The following is a 25,663-nucleotide window of genomic DNA, read 5'->3' on the forward strand; positions in this document are numbered from 1 at the left end:
TTGTTGATTTTTTATCTGTTGTTCTGATTATTCTGCTGGTTCTGGCTGTTGGGGTTGTTCTGCTGATTCTGGCTGTTCTGCTGGTTCTGGTTATTCTTGTTGTTCTGCTGATTCTGACTGTTTTTCTGATTATTCATTTTAATCTCCATAGACCGCAGTTATAAAATATAGCTGTAAAGCGTTATTTTATGAATACGGTTCCGCTTTTTCAGCAAGCGGCGGCTGTATTTAACAACGGTATTAAACCGCATAAATATTATTACCGAATATTTAGAAAAAATTCAATTATGCATTTAATTTTGAGTTTGTTTTATTGACAAATTTATTTGCCGAAACAATAAATCTTTTGTGAGTTCCCTCGCCAATAATACCCTTTTCGTCCTCAGCTGTAACATGATATGTAATTTCTCGTCCATTCGACTGAATAACCTCTGCGTAAGCGGTAACTTTCATTCCGACTGGCGTTGCGGAAGTGTGAGTAATATTTAGCATGGTACCGACCGTTGTTTCATCATTTTCCAATGCTGCCGCTACAGCCTTTGACGCCGCATTTTCCATGAGGGCTGCCATCATCGGAGTTGCGAAGACTTCAAGGGATCCGCTGCCGATTGTAACGGCGAGGTTTTCTTTATTAACTTCAGTTTCTGCCGACGATTTCATTCCTGCTTTAATTTCTTTCATTTTTTATTCCTTTCACCTAAAATAAAGGACATCCGGATTTACGGACGCCCTGTTATTAATATCAGTCGTTTTCTGCCTCTTCCGCAGTTTTGCGTAATTCCTCAGGTATTGCATTAGAGGAAACTATATCTCCAAGTATTCTGTCATAAGTTAAAATATCAAGCTCTTCATCTCTTCCGACAGATGAATCATAATTTGTTGAGTAAATGGGAAGAGTGTCCATTTTATTATCCATTGCTTGAATAAAGCTATCCTTAGGAGCGTCTATAAGATCCATGATAACATAAGGCATATAAAAAGCGGAAAGCTTCTCTTCCGGAATGGTGCTGTAATCAAGCTCATAGTTGCTCCATAAAATGTACGGCTGCTCATAAAGCACGCTGCAATTGTCGCCGTTCATACCCAGTTGATCGTAAACGCTGTTTTCACCTTTAAGCGACGGATAATGATCTCCTATCATAAATACAATAGTCGGCTCGTCTATATCGGAAAGATTATTTATAAACGCTTCAAAATCTGTACCTGTTTTAGAAATCCACTGAAAATAATTGCCCATTTCGTCTTCCGGGTTTTCTCCCTGATCGTATGGCTGATGATTCTGCATTGTAGTTGTATGCAGGAAAAGCGGTTCGTCAGTTTCATTAATAAGCTTTTCAATCTGGTTGAATACAGTCTGATCGTCAATGTATGTTCCATAATAATTTATCGGAACCGTAAAGTCCTCGTCAAAAATAAGCTTATCGAATCCGAAATTAGCATATACTCTCTGTCTGCTATAAAACGATCCCATAAACGGGTGAACATAAGCGGTGGAGTAACCCCAGCTTTTATAATATGAAGCTATTGTAGGCTGAGCTCTGTCGAGCAGCAAACGCTGAGGCATATTAGGATCGTTTAAGGATCTTACGGGAAGTCCGAAATTAAGCTCAAATTCAGTTCTGACAGTCCAGCTTGCGTAAGTAGGAACAATTGCCGTTCCCTTATAGCCCTGATCGGCGACGCTGTCAAAGCCGTCGTATGTATCTCCGATATTTAAATCAAGCTGATCCTCAAATCGTCTGAAATCTGCGTACGCTTCAGACATTATCATAATAACATTCGGCTTTTTATTTTCAAAAGAAGTGTTTTCCGCGTCATCAATGTTTACGTTCATCATAGCGGCTACCGTATCGTCGTTGTAGTTTTCCGGTTCAGTTAAACGATTGGCAAGATTTTCTGAAGCAGTCTGGCAGAAAAATGCGAGAAAGCTGTTATTTTCAAATTTTTCATTGAGCTTGAAGGTGTTGTCGGCAGCCGTTGTATCAAGATCAAAAAGTGAATAAACAGGCTTGGATATTGCCGGTATTGTAACAACTGAAACGCATGCTCCTATGCATGCCAAGGCAGGAACGATACGCCTTGTAATTTTCAGCTTCATTTTAGGATTGAACCAGAAAACGGCGCCAAGATAAATAAGAACGATTAATACATATGCTATCAGAACGGGCGTTATTTTTATATAAGCGAAGGATGTAAGGCTTTTTACGCTCTTAACAAGCTTCATATCAGTCATAATAAGATGGTTGCCGTTCGTATTGAATTTAAAAAGCTCCGTTATACTAAGCGCCATATAGATAAACGACTGAATAGCTGCGGCAATCCAGCCTTTTTTAAAAAGCAGCATAAGTCCATAGAATATCAGCGATGCGATAAGTATATTAAATAGCATTACCGACGGTCTTTCAGCGACGAAAAGTATAAATTTAGCGGGCTTTTTCGCCTGATTTATTTCTGCCATACAAACTATAAAAACGGGAAATAAAACTGTAAGCAGCAGATTGGTCATCTTATATTTCCGGGAGTTTTCATTGCGTCTGCCGTTAAAGCTATTTATTCTTTCTTTTACGGCAATAAGTTTTTCTTTCATTTGATCCCTCATTCTTTCTTTTCAGTATTAAAAAATATTATTTTTTATTTCTGAATCCATTTTATAATATATCACATGAAATAATAAACTTCAATATTATTTTTTCTTTTTTCACCTACTTTTTAAACAGTTCTACTCTTTAAATAAACTTTACATTTATTTAATCTTTGTTTTTGGCGGAATTAACAACAGTATTATTTTTTCAGCATTCCTTCATCTGCGGCGCTGTCGATAATACTCATTATATAATTATATAATTCGTCAGAGCCTTCTTTTGTGCACAGATTTCTGTTTCTAACCTGTTCCCGGCTTACGCCGTGATTTATCCATGAAACTCCTCCCTTAGAATAATTAAGCAATATAGGCTGAAGTCGGTCGAGAACGCAGGCGAATTTTGATTCGGGTGTTTTCATATCCTCGAATTCCCGCCAAAGTCCTATCAGTTCCTCATACTGATCTTCGGGAAGCATTCCGAAGATTCTCTCTGCGGCTTTGGATTCTCTGTCAGGTTTTGTTTTGTATCCCTCCTCGTCATAGCAGTAAGTATCGCCCGCGTCTATTTCTACGATATCATGGATAAGCGTCATTTTCATCGTTTTAAGTATATCAATATTTTCGTTTGAATATTCTGCCAGAAGAAAAGCAAGCATTCCCAAATGCCAGCTATGCTCCGCGTCGTTTTCCGCCCTATCCTCATTAATAAGCAGAGTCTGACGTTTTATTGCCTTTAACTTGTCTATTTCCTTTATAAATTCGATCTGTTTTTTAAGTCTTTCATTAAGCATTACAATTCTCCTGTCATATATATTAAATAATAAATCCGCCGTTTACGCCTATTATCTGTCCGGTGATAAACGAGGCGGCATCTGAAACCAGAAACGCCGCTGTCTGTGCGATGTCCTCGGCGGCGCCTATTCGCTGAAGCGGCGTATTCTCCTTTAGGACGCTGATATCTTCACTGTCGTAGTGTGCGTTCATATCAGTATCAATCACTCCGGGCGCGATGCAGTTTACGTTTATTCCAGAAGGGCCTACTTCTTTGGCAAGAGCCTTTGTAAATCCGATTACCGCCGCTTTTGTTGCAGAGTAATGTACCTCGCATGAAGCGCCGGATTGTCCCCACATGGAAGATATATTGACGATTTTACCTGATTTTGCTCTTATCATATAGGGAAGAACGCAGCGTGAAGCGTTAAAAACGCCTTTTATATTTATATCGATAAGTTTCTGCTCCTGCTTTGGCGTTATATCCGTAAAAAGTCCTGTTACAGATATTCCGGCATTATTGACCAGAACGTCTATACCGCCGAATTTATTATAGACCTGGTCGGTCATTTCCTTAACGGACGTGAGGTCGGAAACGTCGGCGCATATAGCCTCTCCGCCGGTCAGCTTTGCCAAGTCCTCCGCTTCTGCCCTGCTTTCAAGGTAATTTATTATTGGAATATATCCGTCTTCGGCAAGCCTGATTGCCAAAGCCCTTCCGATTCCTCTTGACCCTCCGGTAATTATCGCGGCTTTTTTCATATTGATCTTTCCTTTAACTATAGATTTTATATCATTAAAGCAATATATACTATCTATAATATCAATATTATTATAAAAAATCAACTGCCTGTTGAAGAAAAAAGAAAAATATGATATAATTAAATAGCATTATCTATGAATCAGGATGAAAGGAGGTACCAATGGAACAGGAAAAAATCGACCGTATAAATTATCTTGCCCGAAAATCAAGAGAAACGGTTCTGTCACCTGAGGAGAAGCTTGAGCAGGAGGCTCTCAGGACAGAATACCGTAAAAGCATAATTTGCAGTCTTGAGGCGCAGCTTGACAACACGTTTATACTACAGCCGGACGGCTCTAAGAAAAAGGTTTGTAAAACGGAGGTAAAAGAAAATGGAAAATAACAAACAGCAGAAAAATACCGCGTTAATTCGCATAATATTATGTGTAGTCGTAATGATAATTCTTTTTCTCGGTATCTTTAAAATAGTATCGAGAAAGATTACTTTGCCCGTTTCATCTGTGCTTCTTATTGCCGTAGCAATTTGGAACGGAATTGAATATTTCAAATCCGGCAAGAAAAAAACTGCTGCGGTTACTTTTATAATGGCGGCAGTTCTTCTGGCTCTTTTGGCAGGATATTTTATATCGCTGGCCATATAATGTGAACGTGCAAAGGGGTAGTACATGGCTCTATCGTTACTTATTGCGTCTTCTGTAATTCTGATTTGCGTAATTTTCAATAAAATTTCCGGTAAACTGGGAGTCCCCGTTCTTCTTGCTTTTATTTTGCTTGGGATGACCTTCGGCTCGGACGGAATATTTAAAATTCCTTTTGCCGATTTTCCTTTTGCGGAAAAAATATGTTCAATAGCTCTTATTTTTATTATGTTCTACGGAGGCTTTGGCACACGCTGGAGCGAGGCAAAGCCCGTAGCTGTAAAATCTGTGCTTTTGTCCACGGTCGGAGTAGCGGCAACCGCGGGGATAACAGGATTATTTTGCAGGTTTGCCTTAGGTATGGACTGGCTCGAAAGTATGCTGATCGGCTCGGTTATAAGCTCTACCGACGCAGCCTCGGTTTTTTCGATACTGCGTTCAAAAAAGCTGGGTCTTAAGGAAAATACCGCTTCTCTGCTTGAAATGGAAAGCGGAAGCAACGATCCTTGTTCATATATGCTTACGGCAATCATGATTTCCGCAATGAATTCAAGCGTCAGCGGACTTGAGATACTTTATCTTATATTTGCACAATTTGTTTATGGAATAGTCATCGGCGTCGTTATAGCTCTGGGAGCAAGGTTTGTGCTTACGCATTTTAAATTCTCAACAGAAGGATTTGACGCCGTTTTTGTTCTTGGCGTCGCAGTGCTTTCATATGCGCTGCCGTCTGTTATAAGCGGAAACGGATATTTGAGCGCTTATATTGTAGGAATTATTCTGGGAAATTCCGATATAAAGAATAAGCAGTCGATGGTTCATTTCTTTGACGGACTGACAGGCCTTATGCAGATGCTTATATTTTTCCTTTTGGGGCTGCTTTCTTTTCCTTCCTCGCTTCCTCAGGTATTTCCGGCGGCTCTTGCAATTGCTTTGTTTCTTACCTTTGTCGCAAGACCGGCGGCAGTTTTTGCAATACTTACCCCTCTTAAATGCAGTATACCTCAGCAGCTTCTTGTTTCGTGGTCCGGTCTCCGCGGCGCGGCGTCTATTGTTTTTGCAATCATGGCCTCAGTTAATGTCGATTCGCTTACCGACGACATTTTTCATATAGTATTTTGCATCGTTCTTATATCTATAACATGTCAGGGTACTCTTATACCGTTTATGTCTAAAAAGCTGGGCATGATAGATAAAAACGAAAATGTTCTAAAAACCTTCAACGACTATGCCGAAGAGCTGGACGTTCAGTTTATCAAGCTGACGATAACAGGCGACGAGCACCCGTGGCTTAATAAAAGAATCAGAGAATTATCTATTCCCTGGGATCTGCTGTTCGTACTGATTATCAGAAACGGTGAACGTATTATACCAAACGGGAAGACTGTTCTTCGTGAGGACGATATCGTCGTCGTAAGCGCCCCTGTTTATCAGGGAAGCGGAGCAGTTCAATTTGCCGAGCAGAAAATACATACCGGAAGCAGATGGATCGGGAAAAAAATTTCGGAATTTTCAGCTGAATCTGACGCTTTTGTAATATTGATCAAACGCGGCTCCGAGGTTGTAATTCCGAGAGGTCCTACCGATATTGCGGAAAACGACGTGCTTGTTATACATGTTCCGGATTCGGAAAACAGCATATAGCTATAAGAAGGATCGCTGATAATGATATGCGCCTCCAAAAGTCGGACGCTTTTGGAGGCGCATATTTTTTATACTGATTCCTCTGATTTAGTTTTGCTTTTTCTGAATTTATATTTTATAAATCCAATTAATGAATCATGATATTTTTCACAGCATTCTGAAAATCCGAACGCGGCTATTGGTATAAACAGCGTAAAATATGTAACGTTATACTGCGGCATAGCTTCGAAAAACAGGTGATAGAGAAATCCTCCGATGAAGATTAAAGGAAGAACGGCTATAAAGCTATTGCGTCTGATATTTCGACGTTTCAGAATAACGAGCATTCCCGCCGAAGCGAAAAGAAATATGAACGACTGATAGAAATTCGCGTAGTTTTCCGTAAGTATTCCCGCATTTCCGGAATACATGCTTTTTACAAAGCTGCCGGGTTCTTCTCTTGCCCCTCTGGTAGAGCTTACCCATATAGACATATAAAGAGGATCGTTCCATTGACTAAGCGTCTTAGTGGCAAAAAAGTTCGCTCGTTCCGCCGGAGAGGAAATCAGCTTTGAGATACGTTTTTTTATATCTCTTATTCCGCTGTCTGCCGCGGCCTTTTCATCTTTGTTCATGGAATTGTATCTTATTACAGTGTATTCCGGATTATACCATCCCGGACGGTTGGGATCTGACGTTTCCTGAAGCCCCATATCAAGCCATAGTATCTTTGGAACTCCTCCTCCCAGTGAAACGTCTGCTCTTTGCTCATATTGAAAAATTATCAGCTGATTAAGTCCTATTCCCATTATAACTGATATCAGGATAGCGGTAATATTGGCAAGCTTATGAGTTTTAAGAAAATCAAGAATGAGGATTATGCAGATCGCAGTTAAAATAATAAGACTGTTTGATTTGCATATGATTCCCGCTGAAATAAAAACGGCTGAAAATATGATGAATCGCTTTTTACGGTTTTTCAAATAAACGCAAGTGAATACCATTGCCCATAGGGATAAGGAAAAGCCGAGAAGATTGCCGTAATGAAAGGTTGTAAATAATATAGGCTGAATGCAGCCGAATAGAAATAGAATGGTGAAATTTACAGTTTTTCTTTTTTTGAAAATAAGTATTGCGAAAGTTATTAAAGACGCGGATATTCCTACGGACGCAAGAATATTTAAAAGCTGAAGAATAAAATATGCGTTATCACCGAAAATTCGTATTATTATTTCTCCGACGAATGCATAGCCGAGCTGAAACGGATAATCATAAAAATAATCGTTTTCAGGCATGAGCGGAGTGTAATCGTTAATGGCAAATTGCTGAGATCCTGAAAGAATATTGTATGAATCGTGAGCAGGAGACGTTTTGGTGAGAAGATTCCAGATAAGTCCTAATAAAAATGTATAGACGAGAAGCGCGGCGCCGAAAATCTTCGGGTTTATTTTATCCATGAGCCTCTGTAGGAAAAGAATTCCGCAGATAAATGCAATTGAAATAACCGCCGCGTTTATATAAAAATTATCATGCATCATTATGACTGTCGACGGATCATCAGGAGCATTATAAATACTTGTAGTATAAAGCAGGCTCTGAAAAGTTAGATAAATAAATATCAGAAAGCATAATACAAGAATTATCCATTGCCCTGACCTATATATTATTTTACCTGCAGAATCTATTTTTTTCAAGGCGAGAGAATTTTGCTTGATTTTCATAATCTCATTCCTTTTACAATTTTTAAGATTATTATATTACTAATTACATAAAAAGTCAAGAAAAATTTTAATTTAATGGTAATACTTGCAAGATAGAAAAAGTGTAAAATATTGTATGATTTTTTCAAAAAACACTTGACATATAAGCGAAAATTTGTTATAATAGCAATAGATTAGGTTACGATTTTCAAGGATTTGTTTTTATGCGCTATTCAAAGCAAAGAGAGCTTATAATGGAGGCCGTTTTTAAAAACAGGGTTCATCCTACAGCGGAATATGTTTATAAGCTTTTAAAAAAAGATCATCCCGAATTGAGCTTGGGGACTGTTTACAGAAATCTGAATTACTTGGCTGAAAATAATATGCTAAAAAAAATAAATGTTCCGGGCGGGTCTGACCGCTTTGACGGAACGTTGACAAGACATCAGCATTTGATCTGCCGTAAGTGCGGCAAGGTATTTGATGTTGATATCAGCGAGCTGTCGTCTGTAAAGGATAAACTCAAGGAAAGTATTGATTTTGAAATAGATATTGATACTTTGGTAATGGAAGGCGTTTGCGGGGTATGTGCCGATAAATAACAAAAACAGAATATGGATACTTGAAATGCAAATTTACGGTATCTTCATTGTTCTTTTCTTTCTCTATACCACATTAACAAAAAAGCGCCTTATATAAGGCGCTTTTTTGTTAATGTAAGTTAAAAAGGAGCTCCGATGGAAATAAAATCTGCTATCAGAAGGATTCTGAATTCTACTGCTGAAAGCATATATCTTTTGAAATATAAAAAAAATATAAAATCAGGAACTGTTTACAGCGACAATGACAGAATAAATATTCCCTGCCGCTTAAAAAGAATAAGATCTTATGCGAATGCACAGTATATAGTATCGGATGGTTCTCTGCCTGATAGGTTTATTAAAAAAAGAGGACAGATTATAATACTTATCTGTGAGTTTTCGCCGGACGTTTTTTTCGGAAGATATCAGAGACTGCTGTCATATGCCGATTATCTTCTTTTTTCAGAAAATGCCGACGTATCAGGTTTTTTAAAAGAATTTAATGTAAACGGCATTTTTTCAGGAGAAATCCTTATCGGCTATAACCGTGACGTTATATCTGAAATAGCGGAACGCGAACCTTTAATGAAAAAGGACGTTGTCATTAAAAAAAGGGTTCTTATATATACCGGTTCTTTGGCACAGAACGGTCTTACAACGTCTCTGTTGAATCTGCTTTCAAATCTTGACGGCGATTCGGATTATATTCTCACATATCGGGAAAATTCTATCAGAAAAAATCCTGAAAGACTAAATAAGCTTCCTGATAGATTTCGTAAAGCTCCAATAGCAGGAGAATTCTGTATGTCTGTTTCAGAGCTCATTTGTTATTGCTTATACTTTAAGCTTGATATTTCATCAGGCGTTATTATAAAACGGCTTGAGAAATTTTTCAGGCGTGAATGGAAAAGGCTTTTCGGAGAATTTAATGTCAGTACCGCCGTCCAGTTTACAGGATATGAATACGGTATAATAAATCTGTTTGAACAATTTGACGGTAACAGGATTATATTTGTCCATAATGATATGGTCTCGGAAATAAAGCAGAGAAATAATCAGCATTTGCCTACGCTTAAAAACGCTTACTGTAATTATGATACTGTTGCGCTGGTTACCGAGGATATGAGGGAGAGCGCACGCCGGATAAGCGGGGGCGGCGGAAATATGGTTGTAGTTCCGAATTGTCATGATTATAAAACTGTTTTAAAAAAATCAAAAATGCCTGTTGAATTTCAACCGAAAACAGATTCTACCATATCTCTTGGCGAGCTATTGGAATTATTGAATTCAGATACTGAAAAATTTATAACTATCGGAAGATTTTCTCCTGAAAAATCACATATGCGCCTAATTGACGCGTTTAAAGAGTATTGCGTCGAATATCCCGATACTAACGCATGCCTTATAATTATAGGAGGCAGGGGGGAGCTTTACAGTCAAACTGTTGAATATGCACGGAAATCAGGTGGAAATATTATACTAATACGTTCAATGGAAAACCCTATGCCTGTTTTAAAAAAATGTGATCTGTTTATTCTGCCGTCAGAATATGAGGGGCTGGGGCTTGTTATTTTAGAAGCCGATTCGCTCGGGTTACCGGTGGTTGCTACAGATATACCCGGTCCTCGCAGTTTTATGAGAAAATACGGAGGAGTTTTAATTGACGACAGCAAAGAGGGGATCATTTCCGGTATGAAGCTTTTTCGGGAAGGCAAAATTAAAACAATGAATGTTGATTATGAAGAATACAATCGCTATGCTTGCGAATGCTTTAAAAAAATTTTATGAGGGTGATATTTATGAAGAGGACGATTAAGCTTCTGATCTCTCTTTCACTGTCACTTTTGCTGATACAGCCATCGGGCTACGGAGCGTCGGCACAATTCAGCGACAAGGGTAAGCATTGGTATTATTCCGATGATTTATCCTTTAAATACTGGGGATTGACAGACGTCAACGAATACGGAATGCCGGTAAGTCAGGAGGCTCTTGAAAGCATAAGCTTTAACGGAGCGGCCCCTTGCAGCGTATATAAGACAGGTCAGGAAGATTATGTAATAACGGTTTATGTAAATCAGGTTCCTACTGATATTAATGTTAAAATCGGATTAAGAGGCGATTCAACCGGCGATGGAACAACAGATCTTTATGACGCCATATTGATTTCACGGTATCTGATAAATACCTATTCATTCGGCGGAGGGTTCCGCGAGTTTGCTGCGGATTACAATCTCGACGGAGTTGTGGATCTTTACGACGCAGTTGACATTAGTAAAATGTTAATTCAGAATTCCATAGAAAACGAGTTGGCTGAAAGACAGAAAAAGGAGGAATATGTAAACAGAGTTTTTGAACTTGTAAACAAGGAGAGAATTTCACGGGGATTAAAGGCCTTGACGCTTGATAATTCCTTGTGCAACGCCGCGCAAAAAAGGGCGACTGAAATATCTTCAAATATGTCTCATACCAGACCTGACGGAAAAGAATGCTTTACCGTTTTGAAAGAGATGAATATCTCTTATAATTATGCCGGAGAAAATATAGGCGGAGGATATTCTTCTCCTGAGGCGGTTGTAAAAGGCTGGATGAATTCAGAGGGACATCGTGATAATATACTCGATCCTTATTTTACAAAAATGGGCGTCGGATATTATGAAAAGTCTGATACGCAGTATCAGTATTACTGGACTCAGTTTTTTATACAGGATTAGTTACGGAGCGTTTAAATGATTTTAACTATTGATATAGGAAATATAAATGTTGTAGTAGGATGCAGCAAAGACGATAAATTTATATTTGTCGAGCGATTTTCAACTCAAACGAGCAGAACGCCGTTGGAATATGCCATATTAATTAAAAATATTTTTGAAATACACGGTATTGAAAAAAGTTTGATTCATGGCGGAATAATAGCCTCGGTGGTTCCGTCGGTAACGTCAATCGTCAAAGAAGCGGCTGAAAAAATCATATCGAATAGGATGATGGTAGTAGGACCCGGAATTAAAACCGGTCTTAGCATAATTATTGATAATCCGGCTCAGTTAGGGGCGGATCTTGTTGCCGGAGCTGTAGCGGGGATTGCTTATTACGGCGCTCCGCTTATTATATTTGATTTCAGTGCGGCTACGGCTGTTTCGGTTATAGATCAAAACAGGAATTATATAGGCGGTATGATATTGACCGGCGTTACTACTGCTTTAGAAGCGTTAATAGAAAAAACCTCCTTGCTGCAGAGAATTGCCGTTGAACCGCCCAGAAAAATCATAGGCAGCAATACAGCTGAATGTATGAAAAGCGGTGCGGTTTATGGTACGGCCGCTTCGGTAGACGGGCTGATAGACAGGCTTGAGGAAGAAATAGGATGCGGGGCGAACGTTGTCGCTACCGGCTTGCTGGCTGATAAGATAATTCCCTATTGTCGCAGAAAAATTATTTTGGATAATGAGCTCTTGCTGAAGGGACTTGTTCTTATATATAATAAAAATAGGACGATATAAAACGAAAAAACACACGGTTTGAAATCCGTGTGTTTTTTTATATTATTTAGTTAAGTGAATCAGTTAAACTACCGAACGGGACGCTATGCTCTTTTATTTTATAATATCGTAAGTTCTTACGGGGACGATTGTTTTCAGCGTTTCAAACGGCATTTCAATCTGACATCCTAATTTACCGCCGCTGAAATAAATTGAACTGAATTTTTCTGCGGTTATATGTGCGACGGTGGTAAACTGTTTTTTCATACCGATCGGTGAACAGCCGCCGTGTATATAACCTGTAAGCGAAAACAGATCTTTTGATTTTATCATTTCAATAGATTTTTCTGCTACAGCTTTTGCGGCCTTTTTTAAATCAAGCTCTTGGCATACGGGTACCATAAAAACATAATTTTTATTGCTATTTCCAACGGTTACAAGCGTTTTGAATACTCTTTCCGGATCTTCCTTTAAAAATGCGGCAACTTCGGCTCCGTTTACTGTTTCCGGATTATAAAAATGATAATTATATTTTAATTTTTTTCTCTCAATAATTCTTATGACATTAGTTTTTTCCATGCAGATCGTCCTTTCATAACATTATAATATCATATTTTCTACAAGAAATCAATAAAACCGCTTGACAAAAGCTCCGGTTAGTGTTATTATAATGATATCAGAATGATATCATTATAATAACGTCTGGAGGATGAAATTATGGAAACGAAACAAATGATAACTGAAGAAAAGGTTTTAAAAGCCAAAAGCGGATGGTCCATGCTGTTTCTTAGCATTATTCTTTATCTGGCTTTTATTGGAGGTCTTATAGGAGGTATTTTTCTTTGTACAGTTAATAAAGCGTTTGCGGGAACAGCCTTAATAATATTAGGAAGTATCGCGTTTATCGCCGCTATAATTATAGACTGCGGATTTAAGGTAATGAAGCCTAACGAAGCGTTGGTGTTGACTTTTTTCGGTAAGTATGTGGGTACGCTTAAAAATGACGGCTTTTTCTTTGTGAATCCTTTTTGTACCGCTGTAAGTCCTAAATATGATAATGCTGTAAATGCGGCTAACGAATCTGCCAAGAATAATAACGATATTAAAATAGCCGTTGTAGGAATCAGTAAGAAAATATCGCTTAAGGCTATGACATTAAGAAATGAGAAGCAGAAAATAAACGATGTTCTTGGAAATCCTATTGAAATCGGTATAAACGTCATATGGAATGTTGAAAACACGGCAATGGCGGTTTTTAATGTTGATAATTATGAAGATTTTCTGTCTGCACAGGCGGATACTGCATTAAGAAATATTGTCAGACTTTATCCTTACGATGTTTCGGATGAAGGCGAGGAAAAATCCCTCAGGGGATCGAGTCAGGAAATTGCCGACTGCCTGAGAACGGAACTGCAGGGCAAAGTAAGGATAGCGGGAATTAATATTGACGAGGTAAGAATTACTCACCTTGCATATGCGCCTGAAATAGCGGCTGCTATGCTTCAGCGCCAGCAGGCGACCGCTATAATAGAAGCAAGACAGAAAATAGTCGAGGGAGCTGTAGGAATGGTTGATATGGCTCTCAAGAATCTGGCTGAAAATAATGTTTGCGATCTTGATGATGAAAGAAAAGCTCAGATGGTCTCAAATCTACTTGTGGTACTCTGCGGAAATAAAGATGCACAGCCGATAGTGAACAGCGGATCGATATACTGATAAAATGGAGGGATAATCTTGGCGGAAAAAAAGGATTCGAAAAAACAGATTGTGTTGAGATTGTCCCCAAAATTGTGGGCTGAGCTTGCGGATTGGGCGGAGGACGATTTTCGATCAATCAATGGTCAAATAGAATTTCTGCTTACGGAATGTGTAAAGAAGCGCAAAAAAGGGAAAAGAGAAAATGCGGACGGTTAGACCGTCCGCATTTTTAATTCAGATCATAGTATACGCCGTCAAGCTCTATTGCTTTAATCAAGCTAATATCAATGGAATCTTTGAATATACCTGTATAAATAATACAGTCATAGTCAAGCGCCGGATTGCCAACATGCGTCATCATAGATTGACATTTTACCATATTTTCATTGTCCGTTAAAAGCATATTATATATTGAACCGTCTTTCAAGATGAGATTCAGAGAATCTAATTCTTCATAATGAACTATTTTCTGATAATAACCTCCGGAGGCGGTTTTTCCGAATTCTATCATTCCTAAATCTTTGCCGTATATAAGAGCGCTAATAGGCGAAAGCTTGATCCCAAGCGGTTTATAGTATTTATCGGGCGCTTGACTGCTGTCAATTTTTATGTCAACGGTTCTTAAAGACTCGGAAACGTCAATTATAACCTTATTTTCCCATTTATTGCAAAGCGGATAAGAAAGCTGTATAGATTCAGTTCCGAAATTTTCACCCGAAGCATGATACATAACCTTGAAAACATGAATTTTTTCACTTCGATATTTTTCGATTTCCTCAAAGCCGTAAGAAAAATTAACACCGTAAAGAGAACCATTATTATCTTTGATTAACGGATTAAGCTTTAAAGGATTAAGCTTTTGAACGGCATGCAGATTATCAAGCCATATTCGTCCTTTTTCATCAAGCGCTGTATATTCAACTATTGCGTATGCGCTGATTTTATCTGAAAGAACCTCTTTTACTGACATTTTAACATGATCGTTACCATCAGTATAAATATCATTTAAAACTTTGTCTCCAACTATATTATCGCTGTTAAAAATTCCATAAAATGTATTTTTTATTTCATCGGCAAAAACGGCTGTGGAAAATATTACACAAATCAAAGCTGCAATTAAGCCATATTTAAATCGAAATATCTTTCTTTTTTGGTTTGCTTCGGAAAAAGCATTTTCAAGCATCTGTTTTTTCTGAACATCTGTTGGTCTGATATGATCCATCACCTCGATATATTTTTTCATATTCTGTACCTCCTATCAGTTTCATAAGTTTCTTTTTTCCGTAAAAAAGACGTGAGCGGATTGTCGACTCATTAGTATTTACTATCTTTGAAATTTCTTTTAGGGAATACCTTTCATAATAATGAAGATACAGTATTATTCTGTATTTTTCGGGAAGTGACAATATAATTTCGAGTAATTCAGTGTTTTCTGTATTATCCCAGTAACCCTGTTCCGGAAGATTGCTTATATCAAGTCTGGGATGTCGAAGTGAAAAACGCAGTATACTTTTGCAATGGTTGCAAGCCGTTATTATAAGCCATGCTTTTTCTTGTTTCTGCGACTGAAAAATAGGTTTGTTTTTCATTAGCTTTACAAATACTGCTGATACCGCGTCTTCACAGTCATGAATATTTTTCAGATATGAAAAGCAAATTCCATAAATATCGTCGACATTACGTTCATATATTTCTTTTATATATTCAGTACTGTAATCATCCGTCATGCTTTCATCACCGCCTTTTCTGTATATAAAACGCGTTAACTTATTAAAACGTTGAAAAAAACGCTGCCAGATAAAATTTTATCTGACAGCGTTTCTATATTTAAATAAATTATTCAATCGAATTGATAAACATATCGTAAATTCTGCGTATGGCCTCGTTAAAATCCTCTTCACCGATACCGATAATTATATTAAGCTCACTGGAGCCCTGATCGATCATTTTTACATTTATTCTGGCGTGAGCCATAGAGGCAAAAATCCTTGCAGCCGTACCTCTTGTGCGCCTCATGCCTCTGCCCACTACGGCAAGCATGGCAATTCCCTTTTCAAGCTCAATATGATCCGGAGAAACGGCCTTTCTGATTTTTGAAATGACCTCGTCCTCCTTACCCTCAATATTGCTGTAAGGAAAGATAAGAGAAAGAGTGTCGATTCCTGATGGCATATGTTCTATCGATATATTGAAATCTTCAAGAATGCTTAGTACCTTACGGCAGAAGCCAAGCTCGCTATTCATCATGGCTTTTTCAATGTTTATAGCTGCAAAGCCTTTTTTTCCTGCAATTCCCGTTATTGTATATTTGTTCAGCTCGTCGTCGGAAACGTCTGAAACTATCATTGTTCCCGCGTCCTCAGGACGATTGGTATTTTTGATATTTATAGGAATTCCGGCTGTTCTAACGGGAAAAATCGCGTCCTCATGAAGGACTGTCGCTCCCATATATGAAAGCTCTCTCAATTCTTTATAAGTAATAACGCTTATAGACTTAGGACTGTCAACAATTCTCGGATCGGATACTAAAAATCCCGAAACGTCCGTCCAGTTTTCATATACCTCCGCCTTTACAGCACTCGCTATGATAGAGCCTGTAACGTCCGATCCGCCTCTTGAAAAGGTGCGTACATTCCCTTTTTCATCAGCTCCGTAAAAGCCCGGAATAACCGCCGCTTTTACACGCTCAAGCCTTGAGCGGAGCTTAGGCTGCGTTTTGTCGTTATTGAATGAACCGTCAGAGTTAAAAACGATTACATCGGCGGCGTCGATAAATTCGAAGCCAAGAAGATTTGCAATGATAATACCGTTTAAATATTCGCCGCGGCTTGCGGAATATTCGCTTCCTGCCTTAGCCGCAATATTTTTCTTTATTGTATCAAATTCGTTTTCAAGAGAGAGATTTATACCGAGCTCTTTAATGATATCGTTATAACGGTCGGCTATTGACTGAAATGCATTGTCGATGCTTTTATTTTCCATTGCAAGCTTATTGCAGTTATAAAGCATATCCGTAACCTTTACGTCCTCTGAGTACCGCTTGCCCGGAGCCGACGGCACCACAAATCTGCGGGTATTGTCGCTTTTTATAATATTTGCGGCCTTTGTTATCTGTTTTGCGTCCGCAAGACTGCTCCCGCCGAATTTTACAACTTTGACGTTCATATATTTCTCCTTATAACTATAATTCTCATACTTTAATAGTATATTGTATTTGTTTAAAAAAATCAAGTGTAATAGATTACAAATTATTCCTTATATATGTGTGTACTTTTGGTAAATACGCTTGTTTGCCACAGGCGTACAATTGGCGATACGGTAAAATATGTATAATGTAATATAAATTAAACAGATGGTTTTTCTATTCCAAAAAAAATAGCTATGCAAAAAATGCATAGCTTGAAAAGATAAAGATATAGAGGGGGAATTAAGGATCAGTATTAAAGAACTTTTTTAAAGCTCTTCCTTATCCATGTATGCATTATATCAAAGAATTCTTAAAATAATCTTAAAGCTTATTTAATGCTCATTATCGCTGTTTCGAGTGCGATTTCCATCATGTCGGTAAAGCTTGTTCTGCGTTCCTCGGAAGTTGTGGAAAGATTTTTAAGCGGGCAGTCTGAAACGGTCAGAATACAAAGCGCTTTTTTACCGAATCTTGCGGCGTTCATGTAAAGAGCCGCAGATTCCATTTCAACTCCCAGGACATTCATTTTCTGCCATTTTGCAAGAGAGCTGCCGTCGTCATAAAAGGTATCGCTGGAAAGTACATTGCCGACATGATAAGACGCCCCCTTTTGTTCAGCGGCTTTAACCGCATTGCTGAGAAGACTGTAAGAAGCGGTCGGCGCATATGTTCCGGGCAGTCTGAACTGCGCTGCAAAGTTTGAATTTGTGCAGGCGCCCATTGCAATTATAATGTCGCGCAGTCTGATATTTTCAGCGATTCCGCCGGCGGTTCCGACTCTTATGATGTTGTCGACTTCATATTCTGTGTAAAGCTCATGGGAATAAATTCCGATAGAAGGAATCCCCATTCCGCTTCCCTGAACTGATATTTCAGTCCCCTTATATTTTCCGGTAAATCCCAGCATTCCTCTGACGTTGTTGTAGCATACGGGATTATCAAGATATGTTTTGGCAATATATTCTGCCCTCAGCGGATCTCCGGGCATTAGTACGGTTTTGGCTATCGCGCCTTTCTCTGCGCTGTTATGCGGTGTCGGCATTGATTTCTACTTCCTTTCCGATTTATATACTTTATATTATATCATGAGTAAAAATCCATGTAAAGATTAAATTTGAAAATATAACAATTTAATGCTATAATATAAAAAGTTATACCGTTTATTGGTGATATTTTCATAAAAATATAAATATATTTTGTACACTTTACCATATTTTAAGTTTATGTGCAGCAATTCATACGATTTAAAACACTTATATTATGAATCGGTTCAAAGGGGGATTTTATAATGCATGATTTCAGAACAGACGCCGAGCTTGCCGGAAGGGGAGACACCGCAGCGTTTTCAAGGCTTTATTCTCTTGTGTATAAGGATATGTACCGAACGGCCTTATATAATCTTAGAAATACCCACGACGCTGCTGACGCGGTAAGCGACGCGGTTGCGGACGCATTCGAAAATATAGGAAGACTGAAAAACGCCGAGGCATTCAAGGCGTGGATTATGAAAATACTTTTTGCCAAAATAAAAAAACGGCAAAGAGAATATATGAACTCAGGAGCAGAGATAAGTCCGGAGAGCTTATATGTCGGAGAGTTTGATTTTGAAAGCTCGGAGCTGAGGGAAGCCGTTTGTCTGCTTGACGATGAATCAAGGGCAATTCTGTCTCTTTCGGTTCTGGGAGGTTACAAGAGTATGGAAATAGCGGAAATAAGCGGAATTAAGGCGTCTACGGTACGTTCAAAGCTTTCGCGAATCAAAGAAAAGCTACGTCTAAGTCTTTGTGAATGAAAGGAGAAGATATTATGAGTGATAATAGCAACGACAAAAGAATAAAACAGATCCTTGAAAATTGCAGTATTCCTGAAAGGCTTGAGCCGGAAAATATTAAGAGAACGCTTGATAATAATTATTCTCAGAAAAAACGAAGCAGGATTAAAAAAAGCAGAATAATGCGTATTGCGGCGGCAGCGGCAGCCCTTGCCGTTGTTTTCGGAACATCTGTATATTTTATGAAGCCGTCTCTTTATAAAGATCAAATCGTAATAAACGATACGAATAAGGCCGCTGAGGCAAGTTCTATGAAATCGGCTGACAATTACAGCGAGGTTTATAATTATTTTACGGCTGCCACTAAGCTTACCAGGTTCAGGAATACTCTTAAAGGGATTTTAAACGGCGGCGTCAAGGGCTATGCTGGCGGCGGAGACATTGTTTATGAGGATGCAATGGAATCTGAATCTGTCGTTGAAAACGGTTCAACAGACGATATTGACGGATCGGCTAAAAAGGATTTTTCAGACACCTATAATCAGGAGGAGGGAGTACTTGAGGCGGATATTGTAAAAACCGACGGCGACAGAATTTTTTATGCAAACGGAGATAATATTTATATTGCTCGGGCTGATAACGGAAGGTTTTTGGATCACAGCTCAATGAGCGTATCTGGCAAGCTTGGTATCGGCAGAATGTTCGGCGAAATAAGGGACATGTATATTTATAAAGGAAAACTCATAGCTGTGTGCGAGTATTATAATAATAGCGACGGAGAGAATTCGGAATATTATGATTCGTGCTATGGCTGCGGTGTTCAGGCTGATACCTATACGGCCGTTTTTAACGCCTCAAACTTGGAACTGATCGGATATTATATTCAGGAGGGAAGTTATAATGACGTTAGGCTTATGTCGGACGGCTATCTTTATATAATTTCTTCCGATGATAAATATTTAGATTATGAAGAAACGTCAGACGATGATATAGATAATTATATTCCGCAATATTGCGTCGGTAATGAAAGCCGATATGTTGATCCTGAAAATATTATGATACCGTCCTGCAAAATCACAGAACTATATGATTATGTTTCATATACCAACATATCCGGACTTGATTTGAACAGCGAAACCCCTAATCAGCCCGTAGATATGAAATCCATCGCCGGTTACACAAATAACGTATATTGTTCTCCGCAGAATTTATATGTGGTGTCAGGATATGATGAATCTGAGATTACCCGATTTTCGGTAAGCGGCGGAGCCGTAGCGCCTCAGGCGTCCGTTAAGGTAAACGGCTATGTGAACGATCAGTTTTCTATGAGTGAATATAATGGATTTTTCAGGATAGCGGTTACAGAAAACGTATGGGAGGAATCAACCGTTTTTGCCGAAGAGGACAGCAGTATAGCGACTAATGCGCTGGTAACACAGAAAAACAGCTTGTATGTATTGGATATGGATATGAAGGTCGTCGGAAGCATAAGCGATTTTGGAATTAACGAACAGATTAAATCGGTTAATTTCAGCGGAGATACTGCATATGCGGTAACCTTCCGTCAGACTGATCCGTTATATGCGATAGATCTCAGCAATCCTTATTCGCCTGTAATGCTTGACGAGCTTAAGATTAGCGGTTACAGCTCGTATATGCAGAAATGGGGCGATGGACTTCTTCTCGGATTCGGTGCGGAAGCGGATGAGGATACCGGAATGGAGACCGGAATAAAGGTCACTATGTTTGATAACAGCAATCCCGATGAGCTTGCGGCGCTTGACTCAGTTTCTTTAATAAGCGGCGGCGAATTCGAGTATATATATTCCGAGGCAGTTTATGAGCGTAAAGCCTTGTTTATAGACGCGGAGAGAAATCTAATTGGATTTCCTGTAGATAAATACAATTACGACGAAAATGGACAGAGCTTATATTCCTATCAGTTTTATTCTTTTGAAAACGACAGTTTTACTTATAAAGGATCTATTAATAAGGAAAACGGGCAGGACTCGGAAAATTTCAGAAGAGCGGTGTATATCGACGGTTATCTCTATGCGGTATCGTCAGATGAATTTAAGGCGGCGGACGCCGTTACTATTACTCAAACAGATTATATACAATTTTAAAATAAAAACGGCGTGAATAATTTCACGCCGTTTTTGGTTTATTTCAGTATAATTCCTCTCAGAAGCGACGCGTCGAATACGTTTAAAACATTATCGCTGTTAATATCGGCAGCGTCTGCGTTTTCAATATACCTGACTGATTGTACAAGATATTTTTGGAGCATTACAAGATCTGCGGCATTAACCTGTCCGTCAGAATTTATATCTCCGATTTCAAATTCCGAAGGATCATTTTTAAGCTCAAGAACTCCGAAGCCTGACGTGTTGATGTATCCCTGACCGGTAAGATCGCTCCAATTGGCTATTCCGGTTCGTTTGCCCTCTCCGTTGTCGTCGTTGATCTGCACGTCATAACCGACAACCTGATTGGCTTCAAATTCTTTAATAGTATGCGGTATGGCAATTTCGACAATATAACCGCCGTCCGTTATTTTTGCCGCTGTCTTATATATGTCCGGAGATTTTCCGTCAGTAACAGTCACCTCGTTGTCATAGTTGACTCTTATCTGAATGTCATCTTCCTCATAATACGAGGTCTTTCCGTTATTTTCATCAAAAAATATTTCTACCGTGTCTTGTTCATATGCGCTTGCGTTAGCTTTGCTTAGGTTTTTATCCTTAACCTCTATCATGAAATAAATATAATCTTTATCCCATAAAGCCTTTGCAGTACCGTAGGCTCCGTCCTTGCCCATAGTATATTTATTGACGTCGACGGCTTCAGCCTGCCGCCAGCAGTCGTCGATATTACCGTCTATTACAGGAGCCTCCGATATCTTATATGCTGCTGCGCTCAGCGGCTGTCCGATAAAATTAAGCTTGCCGAAGGTATACTCTATGTCTTCAGCGCCTTGAATTTCATTTGTGTTCCAGGCATAATAATTATAAACGCCGGGTTTATCTGTTTCCTCTTCAATAATTATCTCCATACCTGCCGAGGCGCCGGATTTTATACTGAGTTCAGACAAATCTATTTCAATATCTTTTGTTTCTCCGGCCTTTAAATGAACTGATTTTGAAATAAGCGTCTCATCTGTTTTGCCTTCAAATACTATTCTTGCATTTCCGGTTACAGCGGATTCAAGTCTGAAAGTAACTGTATTTCCGCTCCATATTGTTCTGAAGGACGCTGCATTAACAATTTCGTTTTTCTTTTGCAGCCTGAACGCCTTTTCATAGTCGGAATCAGTTCCGTTATATTCCAATGAGCTTGACGTTTTTATTTTCTGAATTTCCTTGTCCGTATCAGCCACAGCGTAAAATGCGTCTTTTGCCTGATAATCGGTATCGAACAGATTTGGATATCCTCCGATCCATGAGCTGCTGTCAGAAATTCCCCATGTTATAACTGCCGTAAGATTTACACCTTCATTTACCAGTTTTTTAAATAGGTTGAAAACATCCTGATAACGCTGTGCCAGGTCAAGCATGCTTTCCTGACTGTTTGATTTTTGATCTATATCAAGCTCGGTAATGTGTATTTCAAGACCAAGCTCATCATATTTTCTGAACGCTTCCTCATAAAGCTCTATGGAAGGATAGCTCATGCCTATGTGGGACTGCATGCCTATGCCGTCGATATTTCCCTCCTTAACAAGCTCTTTAATTTTTTTAATGATTCCGTCTCGCTTTGCGGGAGTATATTCGTTATAATCATTATAAAACAGCTTGCAGCCTTCCGGAGCGTATTGTCTTGCAAATTTAAAGGCGTAATTGATAAACGAATCGTCGCCGAATACCTTAACCCATGCAGACTGACCCGACACAATATTATTTGAGCCGGCCTCACGCATTGTTCCTTGCTCTGAAAAGGCTTCGTTGACTACGTCCCATGCGTAAAACTCAACCTCCGGATATTCGTCCTTGAGCGTCTGCATAAGATTTTTTATATAGTTTTCAAGCCTTTTTATCATTACCTCTTTTGATACCCATGCGCCGTCGTCATCAAAATTTTCCTTAAAGAACCAGTCCGGCGTCTGACTGTGCCATACAAGAACGTGGCCTCTTACTTTTATATTGTTTTCCTTTACGAAATCAAGCTGTTTTCTTGCAGCGTCAATATTCACCTGAGGATTTGTATCGTCGTTGTGTTCAGCAGCATATTTTTTTGACGCCGACTGATCAAGAGTTGAATCCGGCTTTAATGTGTTTCCGAATGTTATGCTGTCGTAGTGCTTTACTATAATATCCTTTGCTGCCTGGACCTCCATATCGCCCTTTGAGCAGGAGCCTCCGAGAATAAAATAATCAGAATATACGTCCTTAAGGCTTGGAATATCCATCTGAGCCTGCGGCTCGGGAAGCGGCTCTGCGGATACATTATCTATATAAAAATCCATAAGATCCTGATCCGTTACGCTTGCGTCATTTTTCCAAGCCGTTTGAAAATAAATCACAAAATTTGCAGCGTCAGCCGGTATAGTATATTTCGCTTCAATTTTAGCCCATTCGCCCTTAGAGGCGGTAACCCGTCCGATTTCGATATATTGCTCTTTGCCTTCCTGCTGAAACTGTATATTCATGGAAAAGGTCTGTGTTTCCGACCATTCGTCACCGTTATACATAACCCAGCCCGTGAATTTATAATAGCCCTTTGCGGAAAGAACCATTGTTTTATTTTCTGAGGGACCGTTCCAAAGGCTTTTTCTGCCGGAAGTGAATAAAGCGCTGCTTCCTTCGCAGCCGACGCCTGAAACAATTTCGCAAACGGCGTCGCCTCTTCCGCTCCAGCCGTTTATTCCACTCTCAAAATTTTCGGTGAAGCCTTCTGCCGTTTCACCGTCATCATTAGGCTCGCCCGTTGCCGAAATGTCGTCGATATAAAAGTTTATAAGATTAGACGGCGTTTCAAAATAAATCGTTACGTTTGAAGCGTCGTCCGGAATGGTATAATTTCCGCCTACCTTCGCCCATTCGCCTTTTTTTGCCTGGGTATTTGCAATTGATTTATACTGTTCTTTGCCGCTTGAATCCTTGTATAGTATCTGTAAATTGATCTGCTCAGTATCGTTTCCTTCATCTTGCATTACATATCCGCTGATGTAATAGGTTTTACCTGGTCGCAGCTCTTTTATTTTAGCGCATGCGGCGCCGTGCCATGCGATTGTTCTTTCGCTAACATAAAGCGATTTACTGCCTGTGTTTGCGGCAGCGTCCACAACGCTTATGGAGGCGTCGCCTCTGCCAGCCCATCCGCCGAAGCCGTTTTCAAAATCGTCTTTAAAAATTTCAACGATTTCAGCCGACGCCGAAAAAGGCATGGTAGCTGTCATGCATATTAGCATAGCTGCTGAAATAATGCATGATATTATTCGTTTTTTTTTCATATGATGCTCTCCTGTATTATTTTTTTCATTAAAAAGTATAAACCATTTTATAAATTTTGTCAACTATAACGATTAATTTTGTGATAAATATCAAAAATCTTATGCGGGTTACTGTAAATCAGACAAATGATATGGCAAAATACTGTAAAAATCATATTTTATATAACGGACGAATATACATTAATAAAACTTTATTTTAAATGAATGGAGGAATAATTTTGAACGATAACGATTTCAGAAATGAAAGTCAAAGATATTTTGATGAAATGATGAAGCTGTATGCAAAAAGCGGAAATGCGAATTCTAATGCGGAAGGGGTACAGTCCGGACCATCATCTGCTTTAGGTAATTCAATACCTGTGAATAATAATTCAGCGACTCAAAGGATAAATAATGCGGAAAGAATGTCTGATAATAATATGTCAGAGCCTGAAATAAATTTAAATGAGGTTAGAGAAATGCCGCAGGGGCAAACGGGTACGGAGCAGCAGCCAGGCATGATGAGAGAAATGCCGCAGGGACAAACGGGTACGGAGCGGCAGCAAAGCATGATGAGAGAAATGCCGCAGGGGCAAACGGTCACGGAGCAGCAGTCAAACATGATGAGAGAAATGCCGCAGGGGCAAACGGTCACGGAGCGGCAGCCAGGCATGATGAGAGAAATGCCGCAGGGGCAAACGGTCACGGAGCAGCAGTCAAACATGATGAGAGAAATGCCGCAGGGACAAACGGGTATGGAAACACAGAATAGGTTGATGAGGGAAACTATGGATAGAAACGGCGATGATTCTCAGAAAAGCGCCGTTGAGAGATTGGCAGAAAATATTTTTTCCGAAGCAGAAATTTCTAATATGGAAAACGATGTAAGGGAAGACGAATCAAATTTTGAAAATCGTTTTCCGTCGCCTATTATACCTGATTTTATTAGGCAGTCATCACCGCGGCAGGAGAATAAGCCCGTTACAGTAACAGAACCCGGTATATCATCAAGGACTACCGGTCGAACGGCTAATCCTGTAAACAGCGAGCATGGTTTTTTAAAGGTTGAGGTTAGAACCGGCGAAAACGGAATACCGGTATCGGGAGCAGCAGTCTCAGTAACAAAAAAGAACGGAAAAGAAGAGGATATAATGTTTACGGGAATTACCGATGAAAGCGGTTCTGTTCCGATTATAGAGCTTCCGGCTCCGCCTATGGGAACGGGTAACACTCCGGAATCGTTTGAGCATTATGAAACATATATGGTGAGCGCCTATTCAAACGGCTTTTACCGCGAAGTCAGTGAAAATGTTCCGATATTTTCCGGAATAACTTCGATACAGAGGTTTAATCTGATACCGGAGCCTTTTAATTATGACGATATGGGGCGGTCAATTGTAATTGAAAATACTGAACCTGATTTCTAATTGCATGATTTTACCG

Annotated in this window: 24 protein-coding genes; 12 read left to right on the top strand and 12 right to left on the bottom strand. The window is 39.3% G+C overall.

Annotation, left to right across the window (positions count from 1 at the left end; all coding sequences use genetic code 11):
* Positions 1–11: 11 nt before the first annotated feature.
* The 5 genes from ACYQ0N_RS01590 to ymfI form a co-directional block, all read right to left on the bottom strand.
* Positions 12–137, bottom strand: coding sequence for a hypothetical protein (locus ACYQ0N_RS01590; RefSeq protein WP_460161674.1), 126 nt, complete (start codon positions 135–137; stop codon positions 12–14).
* A gap of 148 nt (positions 138–285) precedes the next feature.
* Positions 286–681, bottom strand: coding sequence for a thioesterase family protein (locus ACYQ0N_RS01595; RefSeq protein ID WP_177532368.1), 396 nt, complete (start codon positions 679–681; stop codon positions 286–288).
* A 61-nt stretch (positions 682–742) separates the two neighbouring features.
* Positions 743–2,587: an LTA synthase family protein gene (locus ACYQ0N_RS01600; protein ID WP_460161675.1), complete on the bottom strand. Its 1,845-nt coding sequence runs from the start codon at positions 2,585–2,587 to the stop codon at positions 743–745.
* A 194-nt stretch (positions 2,588–2,781) separates the two neighbouring features.
* A complete protein-coding gene (locus ACYQ0N_RS01605) occupies positions 2,782–3,372 on the bottom strand; it encodes an HD domain-containing protein (RefSeq protein ID WP_460161676.1) in 591 nt (196 codons plus the stop codon).
* A 22-nt stretch (positions 3,373–3,394) separates the two neighbouring features.
* Positions 3,395–4,120: an elongation factor P 5-aminopentanone reductase gene (ymfI, locus tag ACYQ0N_RS01610; protein ID WP_460162160.1), complete on the bottom strand. Its 726-nt coding sequence runs from the start codon at positions 4,118–4,120 to the stop codon at positions 3,395–3,397.
* Positions 4,121–4,275: 155 nt separating this feature from the next.
* Here ymfI and ACYQ0N_RS01615 point away from each other — a divergent pair, with 155 nt between their 5' ends.
* The 3 genes from ACYQ0N_RS01615 to ACYQ0N_RS01625 are packed head-to-tail and all read left to right on the top strand — an operon-like array spanning position 4,276 to position 6,397.
* Entirely contained in the window at positions 4,276–4,497 is a 222-nt protein-coding gene (locus tag ACYQ0N_RS01615; RefSeq protein WP_177532372.1) for a DUF896 domain-containing protein, read from the top strand.
* Positions 4,487–4,756 carry a hypothetical protein gene (locus ACYQ0N_RS01620; RefSeq protein WP_460161677.1) on the top strand — a complete coding sequence of 90 codons (270 nt, stop codon included), beginning with the start codon at positions 4,487–4,489 and terminating at the stop codon, positions 4,754–4,756. The genes ACYQ0N_RS01615 and ACYQ0N_RS01620 overlap by 11 nt, the downstream gene beginning before the upstream one ends.
* 24 nt (positions 4,757–4,780) lie before the next feature.
* Positions 4,781–6,397: a potassium/proton antiporter gene (locus ACYQ0N_RS01625; RefSeq protein ID WP_177532374.1), complete on the top strand. Its 1,617-nt coding sequence runs from the start codon at positions 4,781–4,783 to the stop codon at positions 6,395–6,397.
* A 68-nt stretch (positions 6,398–6,465) separates the two neighbouring features.
* On the opposite strand, the gene ACYQ0N_RS01630 is transcribed toward ACYQ0N_RS01625, so the two are convergent.
* On the bottom strand, positions 6,466–8,097 hold the full coding sequence (locus ACYQ0N_RS01630; protein WP_177532375.1) for a hypothetical protein: 1,632 nt from the start codon (positions 8,095–8,097) through the stop codon (positions 6,466–6,468).
* 203 nt (positions 8,098–8,300) lie between these two features.
* Between ACYQ0N_RS01630 and ACYQ0N_RS01635 the strand changes: the two genes are divergently transcribed.
* The 4 genes from ACYQ0N_RS01635 to ACYQ0N_RS01650 all read left to right on the top strand — a co-directional run bounded on the left by ACYQ0N_RS01635 (position 8,301) and on the right by ACYQ0N_RS01650 (position 12,154).
* On the top strand, positions 8,301–8,678 hold the full coding sequence (locus ACYQ0N_RS01635; RefSeq protein WP_177532376.1) for a transcriptional repressor: 378 nt from the start codon (positions 8,301–8,303) through the stop codon (positions 8,676–8,678).
* A 135-nt stretch (positions 8,679–8,813) separates the two neighbouring features.
* Positions 8,814–10,445: a glycosyltransferase gene (locus tag ACYQ0N_RS01640; protein ID WP_177532377.1), complete on the top strand. Its 1,632-nt coding sequence runs from the start codon at positions 8,814–8,816 to the stop codon at positions 10,443–10,445.
* An 11-nt stretch (positions 10,446–10,456) separates the two neighbouring features.
* A complete protein-coding gene (locus tag ACYQ0N_RS01645) occupies positions 10,457–11,368 on the top strand; it encodes a CAP domain-containing protein (RefSeq protein WP_177532378.1) in 912 nt (303 codons plus the stop codon).
* A gap of 15 nt (positions 11,369–11,383) precedes the next feature.
* A complete protein-coding gene (locus ACYQ0N_RS01650; protein WP_460161678.1) occupies positions 11,384–12,154 on the top strand; it encodes a type III pantothenate kinase in 771 nt (256 codons plus the stop codon).
* A gap of 93 nt (positions 12,155–12,247) precedes the next feature.
* Here ACYQ0N_RS01650 and ACYQ0N_RS01655 read toward each other — a convergent pair whose 3' ends face one another.
* Positions 12,248–12,712, bottom strand: coding sequence for an aminoacyl-tRNA deacylase (locus tag ACYQ0N_RS01655; protein ID WP_177532380.1), 465 nt, complete (start codon positions 12,710–12,712; stop codon positions 12,248–12,250).
* Positions 12,713–12,850: 138 nt separating this feature from the next.
* Between ACYQ0N_RS01655 and ACYQ0N_RS01660 the strand changes: the two genes are divergently transcribed.
* Both ACYQ0N_RS01660 and ACYQ0N_RS01665 read left to right on the top strand, forming a co-directional pair.
* On the top strand, positions 12,851–13,849 hold the full coding sequence (locus tag ACYQ0N_RS01660) for an SPFH domain-containing protein (protein ID WP_177532381.1): 999 nt from the start codon (positions 12,851–12,853) through the stop codon (positions 13,847–13,849).
* An 18-nt stretch (positions 13,850–13,867) separates the two neighbouring features.
* Positions 13,868–14,047, top strand: a complete 180-nt coding sequence (locus ACYQ0N_RS01665) for a type II toxin-antitoxin system antitoxin (RefSeq protein WP_177532382.1) — start codon at positions 13,868–13,870, stop codon at positions 14,045–14,047.
* Between the two features lie 13 nt (positions 14,048–14,060).
* Here ACYQ0N_RS01665 and ACYQ0N_RS01670 read toward each other — a convergent pair whose 3' ends face one another.
* The 4 genes from ACYQ0N_RS01670 to deoD all read right to left on the bottom strand — a co-directional run bounded on the left by ACYQ0N_RS01670 (position 14,061) and on the right by deoD (position 18,060).
* Positions 14,061–15,074 (bottom strand): hypothetical protein, encoded by a 1,014-nt coding sequence (locus ACYQ0N_RS01670; protein WP_460161679.1) that lies wholly within the window; start codon positions 15,072–15,074, stop codon positions 14,061–14,063.
* A complete protein-coding gene (locus ACYQ0N_RS01675) occupies positions 15,007–15,558 on the bottom strand; it encodes an RNA polymerase sigma factor (RefSeq protein ID WP_177532384.1) in 552 nt (183 codons plus the stop codon). Before ACYQ0N_RS01675 ends, ACYQ0N_RS01670 begins: the two co-directional genes overlap by 68 nt.
* Positions 15,559–15,667: 109 nt before the next feature.
* The gene (locus ACYQ0N_RS01680) at positions 15,668–16,996 is read right to left on the bottom strand and encodes an aspartate kinase (protein ID WP_460161680.1); all 1,329 of its coding nucleotides are present in this window, start codon (positions 16,994–16,996) and stop codon (positions 15,668–15,670) included.
* Positions 16,997–17,346: 350 nt separating this feature from the next.
* Positions 17,347–18,060, bottom strand: a complete 714-nt coding sequence (deoD, locus tag ACYQ0N_RS01685; protein WP_460161681.1) for a purine-nucleoside phosphorylase — start codon at positions 18,058–18,060, stop codon at positions 17,347–17,349.
* Positions 18,061–18,306: 246 nt separating this feature from the next.
* Between deoD and ACYQ0N_RS01690 the strand changes: the two genes are divergently transcribed.
* Positions 18,307–18,810, top strand: a complete 504-nt coding sequence (locus tag ACYQ0N_RS01690) for an RNA polymerase sigma factor (protein ID WP_177532387.1) — start codon at positions 18,307–18,309, stop codon at positions 18,808–18,810.
* Between the two features lie 14 nt (positions 18,811–18,824).
* Positions 18,825–20,915: a beta-propeller domain-containing protein gene (locus ACYQ0N_RS01695; protein ID WP_460161682.1), complete on the top strand. Its 2,091-nt coding sequence runs from the start codon at positions 18,825–18,827 to the stop codon at positions 20,913–20,915.
* A 38-nt stretch (positions 20,916–20,953) separates the two neighbouring features.
* On the opposite strand, the gene ACYQ0N_RS01700 is transcribed toward ACYQ0N_RS01695, so the two are convergent.
* Positions 20,954–24,241, bottom strand: a complete 3,288-nt coding sequence (locus ACYQ0N_RS01700; protein ID WP_460161683.1) for an endo-1,4-beta-xylanase — start codon at positions 24,239–24,241, stop codon at positions 20,954–20,956.
* A 218-nt stretch (positions 24,242–24,459) separates the two neighbouring features.
* Between ACYQ0N_RS01700 and ACYQ0N_RS01705 the strand changes: the two genes are divergently transcribed.
* A complete protein-coding gene (locus ACYQ0N_RS01705) occupies positions 24,460–25,647 on the top strand; it encodes a carboxypeptidase-like regulatory domain-containing protein (RefSeq protein ID WP_460161684.1) in 1,188 nt (395 codons plus the stop codon).
* The last annotated feature ends 16 nt before the right edge of the window (positions 25,648–25,663 follow it).

It is taken from the genome of Ruminococcus sporogenes (assembly GCF_054655175.1).